Origin of the sequence: Aldersonia sp. NBC_00410, from assembly GCF_026342035.1 — a bacterium.
Lineage (GTDB): Bacteria > Actinomycetota > Actinomycetes > Mycobacteriales > Mycobacteriaceae > Aldersonia.
This window is the reverse complement of sequence record NZ_JAPENM010000008.1, coordinates 71,388-86,754: the sequence shown is the minus strand read 5'-3', so window position 1 is coordinate 86,754 and position 15,367 is coordinate 71,388. Positions and strand designations below refer to the sequence as shown.

Below are 15,367 nucleotides of genomic sequence, written 5' to 3'. Positions count from 1 at the left end.
AGAGCACAGTAGGCGTGAACGCCTGCGCGACGTTCGTGCACCAACCCATGCGCCGTTATTGGGAGGCCTCATGCGCATCACCATCACCGTGGATGGCACGGCTTACACCGACGAGGTGGAGCCCCGAACCCTGCTCGTCCAGCACCTGCGCGATCGGCTCGGCAAGGTCGGCACCGTCGTCGGTTGCGACACCAGCAACTGCGGAGCGTGCACGGTCATGCTGAACGGGCACAGCGTGAAATCCTGCTCCGTGCTGGCGGTGCAGGCCGACGGCGCGGACGTCACCACGATCGAGGGACTTGCCAAAAATGGCACTTTGCATCCGGTGCAGGAAGCGTTCCGGGACAATCACGCGTTGCAGTGTGGGTTCTGCACTCCGGGGATGATCATGGCGACGATCGACCTTCTCGCCGAGGATCCCGATCCCGACGAATACGCCGTGCGGGAAGGCCTCGAGGGCAACCTGTGTCGCTGCACCGGCTACCAGAACATCGTCAAAGCGGCACTGGATGCGGCGCAACGATTGAAAGGTGATGCGTCGAGCCGGATCGAAGCCGGTTCCGCACAACCGGCGCAGGCCGATATGCAGGAAACCGGAGGTGCGCGATGACCGCCACGGTCGAACCGCAGAGCACCGAGCTGGAGATCGGGCGCGCCCGGGTCCGCAAGGAAGATGAACACCTGATCACCGGCCGCACACGCTGGACGGACAATCTGGTGCTGCCCGGCATGTTGCACGCCGCGATCCTGCGCAGCCCGGTGGCGCACGCCACGATCAGCCGGATAGACGCCGAGCCCGCGCGGTCGATGCCGGGTGTCGTCGCGGTCTATACCGGCGCGGATGTCGCTGAGGAGCAGGGCAGTTTGCCGTGCGCCTGGCCGATCACCGAGGACATGCTGACGCCGAACGCGCCTGCGCTGGCGGTGGATACCGTGCAATTCGCGGGCGAGGCGGTCGCACTGGTGGTGGCGCGCAGTTCCGCCGAGGCGCAGGACGCGATCGAGGCCATCGACGTCGACTACGACGACCTTCCGGTGGTGCTGGATCTGGCTGCCGCCGCCAAGGAGGGCGCCGAATTGGTGCACCCCGATCTCGGCACGAACATCAGCGCGGTGTGGACGTTCGACTCCGCGGAGGCCGGCACCGGCGGCGACGTCGAGGACGCGATCCGGGACGGGGAGGTCGTCATCGAACGCACCTTCCGCCAGCAGCGCCTCATCCCGTCGTTCATGGAGCCACGGTCGGTCGTCGTCGATCCGACCGGAAGCCAGATCACCATGTGGTCCGCCACCCAGGTGCCGCACATCCTCCGGTTGATGCTCGCAATGACCCTGGGGATTCCCGAGCACAAGCTGCGGGTGATCGCACCCGATGTCGGCGGTGGATTCGGCGGCAAGCTGCAGGTCACCCCCGAGGAGCTGCTCACCTTGTTGGTCGCGCAGCGGCTCGGAAAGCCGGTGAAGTACACCGAGTCCCGCAGCGAGACCATGGTGGCGGCACATCACGGACGCGATCAGATCCAGAAGCTCACCCTCGCCGCACGCCGCGACGGCACGGTCACCGCCATGAAGGTGGAACTGCTCGCCGGGATGGGGGCCTACCTCCGGCTCGTCACCTCCGGGGTGCCGATCCTCGGCGCGTTCATGTTCAACGGCATCTACAAATTCCCGGCCTACCACTTCACCTGCACCAATGTATTCACCAATCAGGTGCCCACCGACGCATACCGGGGGGCGGGGCGGCCGGAGGCCACCTTTGCGATCGAGCGGATGATGGACGAGTTGGCCACCGAGTTGTCGATGGACCCGCTCGAGCTGCGCGAGAAGAACTGGATAAAGCACGAGGAGTTCCCGTTCGACACGATCGCCGGCCTCACCTACGACTCGGGTAACTACGAGGCGGCCACCGCCAAGGCCAAGGAGCTCTTCGACTACGACGGGCTGCGCCGTGAGCAAGCCGAGCGCCGCGAGCGCGGCGACACCGTGCAACTCGGTATCGGCGTTTCCACGTTCACCGAGATGTGTGGGCTCGCGCCGTCCCGGGTGCTCGGTTCGCTGTCCTACGGCGCGGGCGGCTGGGAACACGCCGCGATCCGGATGCTGCCCACCGGCAAGGTCGAGGTGGTGACCGGCTCCTCCGCCCACGGGCAGGGCCACGAGACGGCGTGGAGCCAGATCGTCGCCGACCAACTCGGCGTGCCGTTCGAGGATATCGAGGTTCTGCACGGAGATACGTTGTCCGCGCCGCGCGGCTTGGACACCTACGGGTCGCGTTCGCTGTCGGTCGGTGCGATCGCGGTGGTGAAAGCCGCCGAGAAGGTCGTCGGTAAGGCCCGTCCGATCGCTGCGCACATGCTCGAAGCCTCCCCGGACGACCTCGAGTTCACCGGTGGCCAGTTCCGGGTTTCCGGGACCGAGAAATCGGTGGGCCTCACCGACATTGCGCTCGCTGTGTTCGCGGCGCACGACCTGCCGGAAGGAGTGGAGCCGAATCTGGACTCCGAGGCGACCTACGACCCGGACAACTTCTCCTTCCCGCACGGAACGCACCTGTGCGCCACCGAAGTCGACACCGAAACCGGGTTCGTGAAAATCCGCAAGTACGTCTGCGTCGATGACATCGGGCACGTGGTGAACCCGTTGATCGTCGAGGGCCAGGTGCACGGCGGGCTCGCGCAGGGGATCGCGCAGGCACTGTACGAGGATGCGGTGTACGACGAGTCCGGCACGTTGCTGTCCGGGTCGTTCGCCGAATACCTGGTGCCGGGCACACCCGACCTCCCGACCTTCGTCACCGATCGCACCGAGACCCCGGCGACCGGGAACCCGTTGGGCGTCAAGGGCGTCGGCGAGGCCGGCACGATCGCCTCGACCCCGGCCGTGGTCAACTCCGTGATCGATGCGCTCCGTCATCTCGGGGTACGTGACGTCGAAATGCCGTGCAGTCCGATGCGGGTATGGAAAGCCATTCAGGCAGCAGAAGGAGGCGCGCGATGATCCCGTCGAGCTTCGACTACGTCGCCCCGACAACCCTCGACGAGGCGGTCTCCGCACTCTCCGCTGCCGGCGAGGACGCGAAAATCATTGCGGGCGGGCAGAGTCTGATGCCGGTACTGCGGTTGCGTCTGGCCGCGCCGAGCACGCTAGTCGACCTCGGCCGCATCGAACAACTGCGCGGTGTGCGCGAGGATGGCGACACGCTCGTCATCGGAGCCATGACCACGCACCACGATGTGGCCACCGACAGGTTGGTGGGCGATCATGCCGCCCTGCTCGCGGAAACCGCTCTGACCGTGGCGGATCCGCAGATCCGGCACCGCGGCACGCTGGGCGGTGCATTGGCACACGCGGATCCGGCGGGTGATCTCGGCGCCGCGGTCGTCGCGCTCGGCGCGACGCTGACGGTGATCGGGACGGGCGGGCAACGCACCATCGCCGCGGACGAGTTCTTCACCGATTTCTTCACCACGGCGCTCACACCCGACGAAATCGTCGTGGAGATACGCGTTCCGAAGCACACCGGGTGGGCCGCGCACTACGAAAAGTTCCATCGGGTATCGCAGAGTTGGTCGATGGTGGCGGTCGCTGCGACCTTGCAGGTCGAGGGCGGCGTGATCCGCCAAGCGGGTGTCGCACTGACGAATATGGCGACGGTGCCGCTGCGGGCCCGAGCGGTGGAGGAGGCGTTGATCGGCCAGGCGGCGGATGCGAATGTCGTGCGGGCGGCGGCCGAGCACGCTGCCGAGGGAACGTCGCCGATGAGCGACCAGAATGCCGACGCGGAGTACCGTACTCACCTGGCGAAGGTGCTCACTCGCCGTGCCGTTCTCACTGCAGCGGGGGTATGAGATGGAATTGCAGCACAAGTTGACGGTCGACGCGCCGATCGCAGACGTCTGGGCGGCGCTGATCGACCCGGCGCAGGTGGTCGGGTGCATGCCCGGCGCGACCCTGACCGAGGTCGAGGAGGAGTCCTTCACCGGGCAGATCAAGGTCAAGATCGGCCCGGTTGCCTTGTTGTACAAGGGCGTCGGGAAATTCCTCGAGAAGGACGAGGCCGCGCACAAGGTCGTGCTCGAAGCGAACGCGAAGGACTCGCGCGGGAACGGCACCGCGAAGGCGTCCATCGGGATCACGCTCACCGCAGACGGGGAGAAGACCACCGGCAACGTGGTCACCGACCTCGCGGTGACCGGGAAGCCGGCGCAATTCGGGCGAGGCATGCTCTCCGATGTCGGCGGCAAGATCATCGAGCAGTTCGCCAAGTGCCTGTCCGACAAGCTCGGCAGTCCGCCCCCTGCCCCGGCAGCGACGGAATCGGCGAAGGCGGACGCCGGCGCGGTGACCGGGGCCGCGCCGCAGGCGGGTGTGGAGGCGCACGGCGCGACGGGGACTCCCGAGTCGGCGGCGAGGTCTGCGGGCGCGGCCCAGTCCAGCGCGCAACCCGAGGCGCTGGATCTCATGCAGTACGCGCGCGGTTCTGTGCTGCAGCGGGTCGGGCCGGTGGTCGGTGCACTCGTGCTCGGCGCGATCCTGTTCGTGGTGGTCCGCCGGCTGCGCGGTTGAGGTCTACCCGCCCCGTTGATCACGAGCGTGTGGCCCCTGTTTTCGGCGTGTCGCAGGCCATATGTTCGGTCTCGGCGACACCGAACAGCTGGCCGCTGATCAACGGGGGACCCAGGGCCAATAGTTGCTCGAAGAGGCGTGGCGCATCCGCGGCGGCAGGGGATGCGGGACCGCATATCATTTGCGATGTGTCGAAGCCACTGATCTCGAAGCCCCTGATCTCGAAGCCGCTGATTGCTCCGTCCATCCTGTCCGCCGACTTCGCCCGGCTCGCCGACGAAGCGCGCGCGGTCGAGGGGGCCGACTGGTTGCATGTCGACGTCATGGACGCACACTTCGTTCCGAACCTCACCCTCGGACTTCCGGTGGTGGAGAGCCTGCTCAAGGCCACCGATATCCCGATCGACTGCCACCTGATGATCGAGGATCCGGCACGCTGGGCGCCCCCCTACGCCGAGGCGGGCGCCTACAACGTCACTTTCCACGCCGAGGCCACCGACGATCCGGTCGCCGTCGCTCGGGACATTCGGGCGGCAGGCGCGAAGGCGGGCCTGAGCGTCAAGCCGAACACCCCGATAGAGCCCTACCTGGAGATCCTGAAGGAGTTCGACACCCTGCTGGTGATGAGCGTCGAACCCGGTTTTGGCGGGCAGTCGTTCATCGCGAGTGTGCTGGACAAGGCGAAGGCGGTGCGCCGACTGGTCGATTCCGGTGAGTTGCGTCTGGTTGTCGAGATCGACGGCGGGATCAACGCAGACACAGTGGAGGCCGCGGCGGAGGCGGGTGTGGACTGCTTCGTCGCGGGGTCGGCGGTGTACGGGGCGAGCGATCCCGGTGCCGCGGTCGAGGCGCTGCGTCGCCAGGCGGCGAGCGCGTCGCCGCATCTGTCGCTGGCTTGACGCCGCGAACATGTCACGGCTGGTGGCCTGTGTAGTGGGGTCAGCGGGAGACGACGACGTACGAGCCGACATCGTCGGGGCCACCGGGATGCATTTGCGGAGACTGCTGGACGCGTGATTCGGTGTGCTGCCGGTCGAGTCCTTCCCCGGTGACGGGACCGTTCCACGCGAGTACTGCCGAAACTGCCGCGAGAACCACGAGCACACCCGCCGCGATCCACGCGGCACGGCGTGTCGGCTGGGAGCGTGCCGCCGTGACCGGAACCGGAAGCAGCCGTTCGTAATCGGACGAGTGCGGTGGCCGTCGCGACGGATTGGCTGTCGAGCGGTAGGTGCTGCGACGTGTTTGCTGGGCACATCCCGGCGGTGGGAGGACCCGCGCGCAGGGATCGACCCGCGCTTGCACTCGGCTATGCCTCGACGGACCGGATAAACCCGTCGTGTGTAGAGCGTTCTCCATCAGTGCACCTGTCCGCCGCCGTCGTCGGTCGTCACCCATGTTGTCCGGGTAGTCGACAACGGTCACGAGTAGTGCGCTACTCGATCCCGAGAAGGCGGCGGTGTCGGGAAGACACCATCGCCTGAATCATGTACCGCGCGTGAGGCGGAGCTATGCGCACGCTACGAAACTTGTCGGTGGGTCGGCGTAGCGTTCCGACCAGATATTCGATGGGGGGATCGAATGGCGCAATGTTTGGAACGACCAGCCGTGGAGGCGAAATCGTTGCTCGAGCAGGACCTCACGACGATGTCGGACGCGGTGGTCGTCGATGTACTTCGGGAGCTCGAAGAGTTGCGCAGAAGACTCGAGGCGTTATCGAATCGGATGATCGTGGAGGTGGTGGAGCGGTCGATTCCGGCTGCCCGCGGCCATCGGTCGCCGAAGCGGTTTCTGGTCGAGGTGCTGCGAATATCGTCGGCCGATGCGTCGGCGCGGATTACCGCAGCCCAGGACCTCGGCGTCTGGCACGCACCGAGTGGAGCGGAATTACCAGTCACGTTGCCGCAGACCGCCGTTGCGCAGCGTGACGGTGCGATCGGAGCCGACCATGTGCGGGCGGTGCGTGCGGCAATGCGCAAAATTCCGGCGGCGGTGTCGAAGGATGATCGGCGTGCGGCAGAAGCGATTCTGGTCGAGTTGTCGCGCACAAGTACACCCGAAGCGGTGCAGTCCGCGGGGGAGCGACTTCTGGCACATCTCGATCCGGACGGCACTGTTTCCGACGAGCCGGACAGGGTCCGCCGCCGCGGCGTAACAGTGGGACGTCAGGACAATGCGCTGATGTCGCGACTGGCGGGTGAGCTCGACCCGATCGCGCGGGCGATGCTCGACACCATTCTGGCGAAATGGGCGCGGCCCGGAATGAACAATCCCGACGATCCCGAATCACCTTGTGGTGCAGGCGAAGGCGTCGACCGGGACGTTCTCGCTGCGGCCGCGGGCCGCGACCAACGCAGCACAGCGCAGCGCAATCACGACGCGCTGACAGCGGTCTTCCGTACCGTCCTCGAATCGGGTGTGCTGGGGAAGCAGCGCGGACTTCCGGCGATCGTGATCGTCACGATGGCGATCGATCAGCTCGAACAGGCAGCTGGCGGAGTCGCAACGACGGCTACCGGTGGTGTCCTGCCGATTTCGGATGCCCTACGGCTGGCGGAGCGGGCCCACCCGTTCCTCGTCGTGTTCGGCAATGACGGCAGGCCGCTGCATCTGGGCCGGGCGCACCGTCTCGCCTCGTCCGATCAACGGCTGGCATTGATCGCGGCGGATCGCGGGTGCACCCGGCCGGGCTGCGACGCGCCCGCGAGCCTGTGCGCGGTGCACCACGTCCGCGGCTGGAACAAGGGCGGTAGCACCGACATCGAGAACCTCGCCCTGGCCTGCGACTCCTGCCACGCCCTCGTCAACGAGGGACCACTCGGCTGGGCAACTCGCACCACTGCATCAGGTCGAACCGGGTGGATCGGCCCGGTCGCGACGGACCCGGATCAACGAGTCGGGATCAACACCCGGCACCACCCGGACGAGCTGCTCCGCGATGCCCGCCGCCGAATCGATTACGAGCGTGAAAGCGGGGTGGCATAGCCGCCCACCGCGCCCGATTCGGGCGAAACCTGCGATTATGAGCGCATGATTCGTGTCCGGCGGCGCATAGTCCTGCCCCTGTTGCTCGTGCCGCTCATCCTGGTGCTCTCCGGATGTATGCGCGCCATCGTCGACGCCGAAGTGGATGCCGACAACACCGTCTCCGGTTCGATCGTGTTCGGCTTGTCGGACGAGGTTCTCGACCTGCTACCGCAGGACGATGCGAGCTTCGAAGACGAGATGATGAACGAGGGCTGCGACCTGCCGAATTCGACCGCCGAGTCTTACAAGCAGGACGGCTACACCGGAATCTCGTGCACCTTCGAGAAGGTGTCCCTCGAAGAGTTCGGCGGCAGCACGGAAGACGACCTCTCGCTGACCCGCAATGGCGACACGTTCGAGATCGCCGGCTCTCTCGATCTGCGCGACGCGGCCGGGTCGGGCGACGAGGAAATGTTCGACATGAGCGAGGCCCTCGATAAGGCGGACATCCGGTTCACGTTCACCTTCCCCGGCAAGGTCACCTCCACCGACGGCGAACTGAGCAACCACGACCGCACAGTCACCTTTACGCCGAACGAGCAGGGCGTCGTCGATGTGCAGGCAACCGCAAGCGCAGAGCCGAGCGCGGCGGCAATCCTCGACGGCCCCCTCATCTGGGTGCTGATCGCCATCGCGATTGCAGTCGTAGTCATTGCGATCGTGGTCATCGTCCTGCTGCGGCGGCGCGGCAGGAAGACGCCGCCCCCATTCGATCCCGGTGCCGGGCAGTACCAGCCATCCGGTCCGCCGGGGCAGAACCCGTGGCCCTACGGCACTCCGGGGCAGCCGCAGCCCTACGGCCAGCCCGGTCAAGGGCAGCAGCCCTATGGCCCTCCCGGCCAAGGACCGTCGCCGTATGGTCAGCCGGGCCAGGGCCAACAGCCGTACGGTCAGCCGGGGCAGAACCCGTGGCCCCACGGTGCGCCCGGGCAGTACCCACCGCCGTATGGTCAGCCGCCGCAGAGTCCGCCGCAGCCGCCGTACGGTCCGCCCGGAGGTCCTCCGCCGTCGCGCTGATCGATCACGGCGACAACTGCTCGAGTACCTCGACGGCCGTGTGCGCGTCCTCGGCCGGTACCAGCAGGTGATCGTGGTGGTACCCGGCGAGGACGTTGCAGCTGATCCCGGCGACGGCGAGCGCGGTACCGAATGCCGCGGTCAGCCCTATTGCGTCGAGCGCCGACTGCACATCCAGCGTGATCCAGCGGGCAACGAATTCGTAGGACAACCCACGAGCGTCGGCGTCGGCGCGCTCGATGACGAGCGTCGTGCCTTCGTCCTCCTCGATCCGGGCGCGGGCCGGAATGTCGCCCACGCGGTCGGCTGCGACCGTCACGAATACGTACTCGGCGGGGAGTAATCGGGGGCTGGCCCCGGCGAGCAAACGTGGCAGATCTCGTTCACCGGTCACGTCGAAATCTTCCCATCGCGGCGGCGGTTAGACTCCCGATGTGGCGACCTCCGAGACCGCGTTGCAGGCGGCGATGCGCTCGGCGATCGAGGCTTCCGAGTCGGTTCGTGGCACGACGAGCCCCAATCCGCCGGTCGGCGCCGTCATCCTCGACGCGGATGGAAACACCGCGGGTGTCGGCGCGACACTGCCGCCGGGTGGGGCGCACGCCGAGGTCTCCGCGCTCGCGGCAGCGGGGGAGCGGGCCCGTGGCGGGACCGCAGTCGTCACCCTCGAACCCTGCAATCACACCGGGCGGACGCCGCCGTGCGCCGAGGCTTTGATCGACGCGGGTGTGGCCGCGGTGTACTTCGCCCTCGCCGATCCCAATCCGCTCGCACGCGGTGGCGCGGAGACGCTCGAAGCCGCCGGGATCGCGGTGCAGCGCGGCCTGCTCGCCGACGAGGTGGCGGCGGGTCCGCTGCGCGCCTGGCTGCACCGCCAGCGCCACGGCCGCCCGCACGTGACCTGGAAATTCGCCGCCAGTCTGGACGGGCGAAGCGCGGCGGCGGACGGCACGAGCCGCTGGATCACCGGCCCGCTCGCCCGTGCTCGCGTGCACGCCGAACGCGCCAAGCTCGACGCGATCATCGTCGGTACCGGCACCGTCCGGTACGACGATCCGTGGCTCACCGCGCGCCTGCCCGACGGCTCGCTCGCCCCGAATCAGCCCGTGCGGGTGATCGTCGGTATCGGTGAGATTCCGGCCACAGCCCGGGTGCTGGACGACGCGGCGCCAACGCTGCGGCTGCGCACCCGTGACCCTGGCGAGGTGCTCGACGCATTGTCCGATTACCCCGACGTCCTGCTCGAAGGCGGGCCGACGCTGGCCGGCGCGTTTCTCGCCGCACGGCGGGTTGATCGCATCCAGGCCTACATCGCGCCGGTCCTACTCGGCCAGGGCGCGGCGGCGCTGCGCGACGCGGGCGTCGGAAATATCGAGCAGGCGCTGCGGTTCGAAAGAGAGAGCGTCGAGACGGTCGGGCCGGATATTCTGCTCGGCCTGGTGCCGGGCCATTCCGGCGACCGTGGTTCCGCGAACGGCACCACGGACAAAGACTAAGGAGTGCGACACGTGTTCACCGGCATCGTCGAAGAGCTGGGCGAGGTGCTAGAAAAAGCGGATCTGGGCGATGCGGCTCGCTTCACGCTGCGCGGCGAGGTCGTGACTTCCGATGCGGGACATGGGGATTCGATCGCGGTGAACGGCGTGTGCCTTACCGTCGTCGATGTGCTTGCGGGCGGTTCGTTCACCGCAGATGTGATGGCCGAGACGCTGAACCGGTCCAGCCTCGGCGCGCTCGAGGTGGGTAGCCGAGTCAATCTGGAACGTGCGGCAGCGCTGAACAGCCGACTCGGCGGTCACCTGGTGCAGGGGCATGTCGATGCCACCGGACATGTCGTGTCCCGATCCCCGTCGGAGCATTGGGAAGTGGTGCGGATCGCGCTGCCCGCCCAGATCGCGCGGTATGTGGTCGAGAAGGGCTCGATCACGGTGGACGGCATCTCGCTCACCGTGTCGGCGCTCGGCCGTGGCGATGGCGCCGCAAGCGGCGGCGAGGAGGGCGCGGACTGGTTCGAGGTGTCGCTGATCCCCACGACGCTCGAACTGACCACCCTCGGGCAGGCACCGGTCGGGGCACCGGTGAACCTGGAAGTGGACGTCATCGCCAAGTACGTCGAGCGGCTCTCCCTCTGGAATACGACTCCCACCAGCGGGGACAACGCCTGAGTGGACAGGACGGAAGAGGCGCGGGACCCCTAATCCCTGTGACTACTCACCTCCCCGATGCGGCGACGTCCTTCGGATATCGCGGGAAATCGGGTAGGCCGCTACTCATCCGCGGGCGTGGCACCTAACGGGATAGTTCATGCATGGTTCGAGACCGCAGGTTGGGTCGAAAGCTTGTGGAATGGGTGCGGCGATATCTGCCGTGCGAAATCGCCGGAACGGTGGGCGAACTCGGCGGCGCCGCGATCGCCTTCCAGATCACCGGATCCTTGGCTGCGGCCGCGTTGGTCGCCACTATCGGCGCCTTGGTCGGCTACTACGCCGCGGCGTACCTCGCCGCGGTCCGCATCGCCTCCCGCTCGCATCCGTCGCTGCACCCGGTGCGACGTGCATTGGTCGCGAATGCGCTCGCGCTGCGTAGCGTCGCCGTCGAGTTCGGGCCCGCCGAGGTTCTCGACAGCCTGATCGTCCGGCCACTGGCCTATTACCTTGGGCCGATCCTGTTCGGTAGCACGGTGGTCGGGTGGATCTTCGCCAAGTTGGTGGCGGATATCGGCTTCTACGTGCTGGCGATCTTCAGCTACGAACGGTTCCATCGCCTGCTGATGGTCGGCCGATCGGCATCCGAAGGAGCCCGATGAACGCGCGCCGACGATCGCAGCTGCGCAATGCGTTGCGCGCCCAAGGCGGACAGTGGCGGGACCTGGTGGCCGAACACGGCACGCCGCTGCTGGTGCTCGACCCGCATCGGGTGGCCGTGCAATATTCGCTGCTCACCGAACACCTTCGGGGATTTCGGCTGCACTATGCGGTCAAGGCCCTGCCGCACCCAGCGGTGCTGACCGTGCTGGCCGCGTGCGGCAGCAGTTTCGACGTAGCCACCGCAGCCGAAGTGGACCTCGTTGCGGCGCTGGGTGTCCCGATGTCCCGGTGCATCTACACCCATCCGGTCAAGAAGCCGGCGGACATCAGCTACGCCTACGGGCGGGGCATCCGCACCTTCGTCGTCGACAACCAGATCGAGGCCCAGAAGTTCGTCGGCCGCGAATCCGATATCCGGATCCTCGTGCGGCTGGCGTTCCCCAATCCGTCCGCCAAATCGGACCTGTCGACCAAGTTCGGCGCCGAACTCGGCGAGGCCGAATTGTTGGTCAAACACGTGGCCACCGCCGGAGTGCGGTTCGAGGGCTTCAGCTTCCATGTGGGGAGTCAGGGTTGCGCGCTCGAGCCGTTTCGGCGCGCGATCGGTTCGACACTCGAGCTGAGCAAGCACGTCGAGCGGACGCTGGGACTGACGGCGTCGACCATCGACATCGGTGGTGGGTTCCCGGTGTCCTACCGGGCCGACGCGCGGCCCATCGGCGCGATCGCCGACGTCGTCGACGAGGCCCTCGGAAGCGACCGCCGTAAGCACACGCTGCTCGCCGAGCCTGGCCGTTTCATCGTCGCGGACTGCATGTCGCTGCTGACCAGCGTCGTCGGCAGCGCGATGCGGGCGGGCCGGCAGTGGCACTACCTCGACGACGGGGTCTACGGCAGCTACTCCAATGTGATGGCCGAGGACGTCCACCCACCAATCCTCGCGTTGTCGGAGCTCGAGGACGACGGCCGGTCAGCGGTCATGGAACCCATGACTTTGGCGGGCCCGACGTGTGACAGCGCCGACGTCGTCGCTCGCGACTACCCGATGCCGACGCTGGGGGTCGGCGACGTCGTGGTCAGTCCGATGATGGGCGCCTACACCTCGGTGACGTCGTCGAGGTTCAACGGGATTCCGCCGACGCCGATTGTGGTGGCGGCTCGCTGCCATTGAACGCCAATTGTCGCCGACATCAGTTCTCTTACGGTGTGTATCGGAACCAGTCGACGACCATCTGTTGCGGGAACGGCGTTCCGGCGGGCGGAGTGCCGGGCCAAGGGCCGCCGATGGCGAAGTTGATGACGGCGAACATGGGCTTGTCGTTGAACACCCAGGTGGCACCGTCCGGCAGCGAGTTCGGAGTGAACACGCCGGTGGTCGTGCCATCGACGCCGATGGTGATCAGGTCGGGCGACCGGTCCATCCAGTAGGTGTGGAAGCCTGCCGAGGGGTCGAAGGCGGGCACTTGGGAACGCCCCACCCCCGTGTACTCGCCTGTGCCAGGTGGTCGGTAGTCGGCTTCCCCCTGCTGCGGCCCGTGCAGGGTGGAGTGGAGAGCCGACTTGACGTATTCGACGATGTCGATCTCACCGCAGTCGGGGTGGCCGACTCTGGGGTAGTCGCTGCCCAGCAGCCAGAACGCGGGGAGGTTGCCGGGGCCGGACGGCATCTGGATGCTGGCCTCGACCCTGCCGTAACCCATCGTCAACTTGTTCTGGGTCTTGATCCGGCCCGATATGTAGCCGTCGTCCGTCTTGACGGCCTTGATGACGAGGTGCCCCGCGCCGTCCTGGTAGACGTTGTCGGTGGAGTCGGTGTAGGTCTGCAACTCGGACCACCCGTCGCCGGTGTCGTAACCCCACAGGCCTGGGTCGGGATGTGTCCCGGCGGGCCCGTTGAAATCGTCAATAACCGTTTCCGTGGCGCCCGCTGTCGCCGGCTGACACAGAAGGCAACACAGGAGGACGGCTGGCACCCACCGGAGCCTCACGTGCAACCCGCTGCCGTGCCGGATCGTTCCGGTGACGCCCAGGTCGGCTTGCCGTTGCGGGCACCTGAAGGGGGATGGGGAACGGTCATGCGTTCAAAGTATCCCGGCAGCTCGTTATCAGAGCAGAGGATTCTTCGCTGAGAACGTCTCAGGGCTGGCACACATACACCGGATTGGGTTCCAGACCGACTGCGCCACGATAAATTGGGCACGAGCGCGGCCCAGCGAACCCAGGAGTCGGCTTTGTCAGTCAACGAAGTCCCGCCCGGCCGACGCGTTGCTCGGTTGAGTGTGCTCACCATCGCGCTTGCAGGTTTCACCCTGGTTCTGATGTTGCTGGGCGGGTGGATCGCATCGCGAACTGCCCCGGGAGACGACGTCGGTTACTTGCCGCTTGGGTCGGATGCCAGCGTGCCCTCGCTCTCGGTGATCCTGGCTGCAGGCGCTGCGGCGACCGGATGCATCGTCGGACTGACGGCACTGCACGCGGCCGCTGCCATGCGGGTCCTGTCCCGCGACCGGCGGATTCCCGCGCCGCTGCCAGCGCATGCGCGTCAGATGCGCCGGCTAATGCTGACACCGCTCGGTCCGAAGGCGGTCCGGCTCGTGACGGACGAGCCGGACCTCCCGCCGAGCCAGTTGCCCGCTGCTGGGGTTGCCACCGCGGTGCCGCTGCGCCTGACTGTGCTGGTGCCGGCGCACAACGAGCGGATCACCATCGGGGCCACGTTGGAGTCGTTGTGGACCCAGACCCGCCCACCGCAGCGAGTGGTGGTCGTGGCCGACAACTGCACGGACGACACGGCCGACATCGCCCGGCGGCACGGGGCCGAAGTGTTCACCACGGTCGCCAACACGGACAAGAAGGCCGGCGGCCTCAACCAAGCGCTGGCGGATATGTTCGCCGAGATCGACGTCCGTGACGTTGTCATGGTGATGGACGCCGACTCGGTCATCGTCCCGGAGTTTCTCGACACGGCCATGACACGACTCGAGGCCGACGCCGACCTCATCGCTGTCGGTGGAGTCTTCTACGGCGAATCTGGTTCTGGGTTGGTGGGGCAGTTGCAGCGCAACGAATACGCTCGCTACGGCCGCAGCATCGGCCGTCGCCGCGGGAAGGTGTTCGTGCTCACCGGCACGGCCTCCCTGTTCCGCGCTTATGCGCTGAAGGCGGTCGCCGACTCGCGCGGGTCCCTCATTCCAGGTAATCCCGGTCAGGTGTACGACACCTTGGCGATGACGGAGGACAACGAGCTCACTCTGGCGTTGAAATCGCTGGGAGCGAAGATGATTTCGCCGATGCAGTGCCGTGTCACTACCGAGCTGATGCCGACGTGGCGAGCGCTGTGGCGTCAACGGATGCGCTGGCAGCGCGGCGCACTGGAGAACATCGGTGCCTATGGGCTGACCCGGGCGACGCTGCGGTACTGGTTGCAGCAGTTGGGCATCGGCTACGGCGCCATCGCTCTGAACGTGTACCTGCTCCTCATGTTGATCACGCTGCTCTCGGCAGGCGGCTTCGAGCTGGTCTGGTTCTGGACGGTAGCGGGCGCCATCTTCGTGGTCGAGCGCGTGGTTACCGTGTGGTCTGCCGGGTGGCGGGGCAGGGCGCTCGCGCTCCCACTCGCGCTGGAGGTCGGCTATGACGTCATGCTGCAGGCGGTCTATGTGAAATCCCTTTTCGACATTGTCACCGGCAGCTCTGCCGGCTGGAACTACGTTCCGCGAGAGGCGGTGGCCCAATGACGAACCTGGCCGGAATTTTCTTTTCCGACGGAACGCTCAAGTCGGGATGGTTCCAAGTCATGGCGACGTTCGTGGCCATCAACACCCTCGTCTACGCCGGACTGAGTCTGGCAAAGCTGATCCCGCGACGACGCGAGTAGCCGGTCGCGTCGCGACGACCAGTTCGTTCGGCTGCTGGACGACTTACCGGCGCCGTAGAAAGCCGTGCGTCGG

Annotated in this window: 16 protein-coding genes; 13 read left to right on the top strand and 3 right to left on the bottom strand. The window is 66.9% G+C overall.

All coding sequences use genetic code 11. The features are described 5' to 3' along the window. The first annotated feature begins 70 nt into the window (after positions 1-70). The 5 genes from OG921_RS18790 to rpe all read left to right on the top strand — a co-directional run bounded on the left by OG921_RS18790 (position 71) and on the right by rpe (position 5,465). The gene (locus tag OG921_RS18790) at positions 71-610 is read left to right on the top strand and encodes a (2Fe-2S)-binding protein (RefSeq protein WP_266114037.1); all 540 of its coding nucleotides are present in this window, start codon (positions 71-73) and stop codon (positions 608-610) included. Continuing rightward, positions 607-2,997, top strand: a complete 2,391-nt coding sequence (locus OG921_RS18785) for a xanthine dehydrogenase family protein molybdopterin-binding subunit (RefSeq protein ID WP_266114036.1) — start codon at positions 607-609, stop codon at positions 2,995-2,997. Before OG921_RS18790 ends, OG921_RS18785 begins: the two co-directional genes overlap by 4 nt. Then, positions 2,994-3,848 (top strand): xanthine dehydrogenase family protein subunit M, encoded by an 855-nt coding sequence (locus tag OG921_RS18780; protein WP_266114035.1) that lies wholly within the window; start codon positions 2,994-2,996, stop codon positions 3,846-3,848. The genes OG921_RS18785 and OG921_RS18780 overlap by 4 nt, the downstream gene beginning before the upstream one ends. Then, positions 3,820-4,566 (top strand): SRPBCC family protein, encoded by a 747-nt coding sequence (locus OG921_RS18775; protein ID WP_323182816.1) that lies wholly within the window; start codon positions 3,820-3,822, stop codon positions 4,564-4,566. Before OG921_RS18780 ends, OG921_RS18775 begins: the two co-directional genes overlap by 29 nt. Positions 4,567-4,784: 218 nt before the next feature. Continuing rightward, a complete protein-coding gene (rpe, locus tag OG921_RS18770) occupies positions 4,785-5,465 on the top strand; it encodes a ribulose-phosphate 3-epimerase (protein ID WP_266114262.1) in 681 nt (226 codons plus the stop codon). 40 nt (positions 5,466-5,505) lie between these two features. Here the strand turns inward: rpe and OG921_RS18765 are convergent, their stop codons facing one another. Next, positions 5,506-5,664: a hypothetical protein gene (locus tag OG921_RS18765; RefSeq protein ID WP_266114034.1), complete on the bottom strand. Its 159-nt coding sequence runs from the start codon at positions 5,662-5,664 to the stop codon at positions 5,506-5,508. A gap of 495 nt (positions 5,665-6,159) precedes the next feature. Between OG921_RS18765 and OG921_RS18760 the strand changes: the two genes are divergently transcribed. Together OG921_RS18760 and OG921_RS18755 are read left to right on the top strand one after the other, a co-directional pair. Further along, positions 6,160-7,551, top strand: a complete 1,392-nt coding sequence (locus OG921_RS18760) for an HNH endonuclease signature motif containing protein (protein ID WP_266114033.1) — start codon at positions 6,160-6,162, stop codon at positions 7,549-7,551. Between the two features lie 45 nt (positions 7,552-7,596). Continuing rightward, on the top strand, positions 7,597-8,610 hold the full coding sequence (locus tag OG921_RS18755; protein ID WP_266114031.1) for a hypothetical protein: 1,014 nt from the start codon (positions 7,597-7,599) through the stop codon (positions 8,608-8,610). A gap of 4 nt (positions 8,611-8,614) precedes the next feature. Here the strand turns inward: OG921_RS18755 and OG921_RS18750 are convergent, their stop codons facing one another. Beyond that, positions 8,615-9,004 carry an ACT domain-containing protein gene (locus OG921_RS18750; protein WP_266114030.1) on the bottom strand — a complete coding sequence of 130 codons (390 nt, stop codon included), beginning with the start codon at positions 9,002-9,004 and terminating at the stop codon, positions 8,615-8,617. A 73-nt stretch (positions 9,005-9,077) separates the two neighbouring features. On the opposite strand from OG921_RS18750, the gene ribD reads away from it, so the two are divergent. The 4 genes from ribD to OG921_RS18730 all read left to right on the top strand — a co-directional run bounded on the left by ribD (position 9,078) and on the right by OG921_RS18730 (position 12,588). Continuing rightward, positions 9,078-10,106: a bifunctional diaminohydroxyphosphoribosylaminopyrimidine deaminase/5-amino-6-(5-phosphoribosylamino)uracil reductase RibD gene (ribD, locus tag OG921_RS18745; RefSeq protein ID WP_266114261.1), complete on the top strand. Its 1,029-nt coding sequence runs from the start codon at positions 9,078-9,080 to the stop codon at positions 10,104-10,106. A gap of 12 nt (positions 10,107-10,118) precedes the next feature. Next, entirely contained in the window at positions 10,119-10,775 is a 657-nt protein-coding gene (locus OG921_RS18740) for a riboflavin synthase (protein ID WP_266114029.1), read from the top strand. A gap of 143 nt (positions 10,776-10,918) precedes the next feature. Continuing rightward, on the top strand, positions 10,919-11,416 hold the full coding sequence (locus tag OG921_RS18735) for a hypothetical protein (protein WP_266114028.1): 498 nt from the start codon (positions 10,919-10,921) through the stop codon (positions 11,414-11,416). Then, the gene (locus tag OG921_RS18730; RefSeq protein WP_266114027.1) at positions 11,413-12,588 is read left to right on the top strand and encodes a type III PLP-dependent enzyme; all 1,176 of its coding nucleotides are present in this window, start codon (positions 11,413-11,415) and stop codon (positions 12,586-12,588) included. Before OG921_RS18735 ends, OG921_RS18730 begins: the two co-directional genes overlap by 4 nt. Before the next feature lie 28 nt (positions 12,589-12,616). Here the strand turns inward: OG921_RS18730 and OG921_RS18725 are convergent, their stop codons facing one another. Continuing rightward, the gene (locus OG921_RS18725; RefSeq protein WP_266114025.1) at positions 12,617-13,390 is read right to left on the bottom strand and encodes a glycoside hydrolase family 16 protein; all 774 of its coding nucleotides are present in this window, start codon (positions 13,388-13,390) and stop codon (positions 12,617-12,619) included. A gap of 258 nt (positions 13,391-13,648) precedes the next feature. On the opposite strand from OG921_RS18725, the gene OG921_RS18720 reads away from it, so the two are divergent. Continuing rightward, on the top strand, positions 13,649-15,154 hold the full coding sequence (locus OG921_RS18720) for a glycosyltransferase family 2 protein (protein ID WP_266114024.1): 1,506 nt from the start codon (positions 13,649-13,651) through the stop codon (positions 15,152-15,154). After that, positions 15,151-15,294, top strand: coding sequence for a hypothetical protein (locus tag OG921_RS18715; protein WP_266114023.1), 144 nt, complete (start codon positions 15,151-15,153; stop codon positions 15,292-15,294). Before OG921_RS18720 ends, OG921_RS18715 begins: the two co-directional genes overlap by 4 nt. The last annotated feature ends 73 nt before the right edge of the window (positions 15,295-15,367 follow it).

What these genes read in the sequence shown, in the direction of transcription:
- OG921_RS18790 (WP_266114037.1), top strand. Translation starts at nt 71, where the DNA reads ATGCGCATCACCATCACCGTGGATGGCACGGCTTACACCGACGAGGTG.
- OG921_RS18785 (WP_266114036.1), top strand. Translation starts at nt 607, where the DNA reads ATGACCGCCACGGTCGAACCGCAGAGCACCGAGCTGGAGATCGGGCGC.
- OG921_RS18780 (WP_266114035.1), top strand. Translation starts at nt 2,994, where the DNA reads ATGATCCCGTCGAGCTTCGACTACGTCGCCCCGACAACCCTCGACGAG.
- OG921_RS18755 (WP_266114031.1), top strand. Translation starts at nt 7,597, where the DNA reads ATGATTCGTGTCCGGCGGCGCATAGTCCTGCCCCTGTTGCTCGTGCCG.
- ribD (WP_266114261.1), top strand. Translation starts at nt 9,078, where the DNA reads ATGCGCTCGGCGATCGAGGCTTCCGAGTCGGTTCGTGGCACGACGAGC.
- OG921_RS18735 (WP_266114028.1), top strand. Translation starts at nt 10,919, where the DNA reads ATGGTTCGAGACCGCAGGTTGGGTCGAAAGCTTGTGGAATGGGTGCGG.
- OG921_RS18730 (WP_266114027.1), top strand. Translation starts at nt 11,413, where the DNA reads ATGAACGCGCGCCGACGATCGCAGCTGCGCAATGCGTTGCGCGCCCAA.
- OG921_RS18715 (WP_266114023.1), top strand. Translation starts at nt 15,151, where the DNA reads ATGACGAACCTGGCCGGAATTTTCTTTTCCGACGGAACGCTCAAGTCG.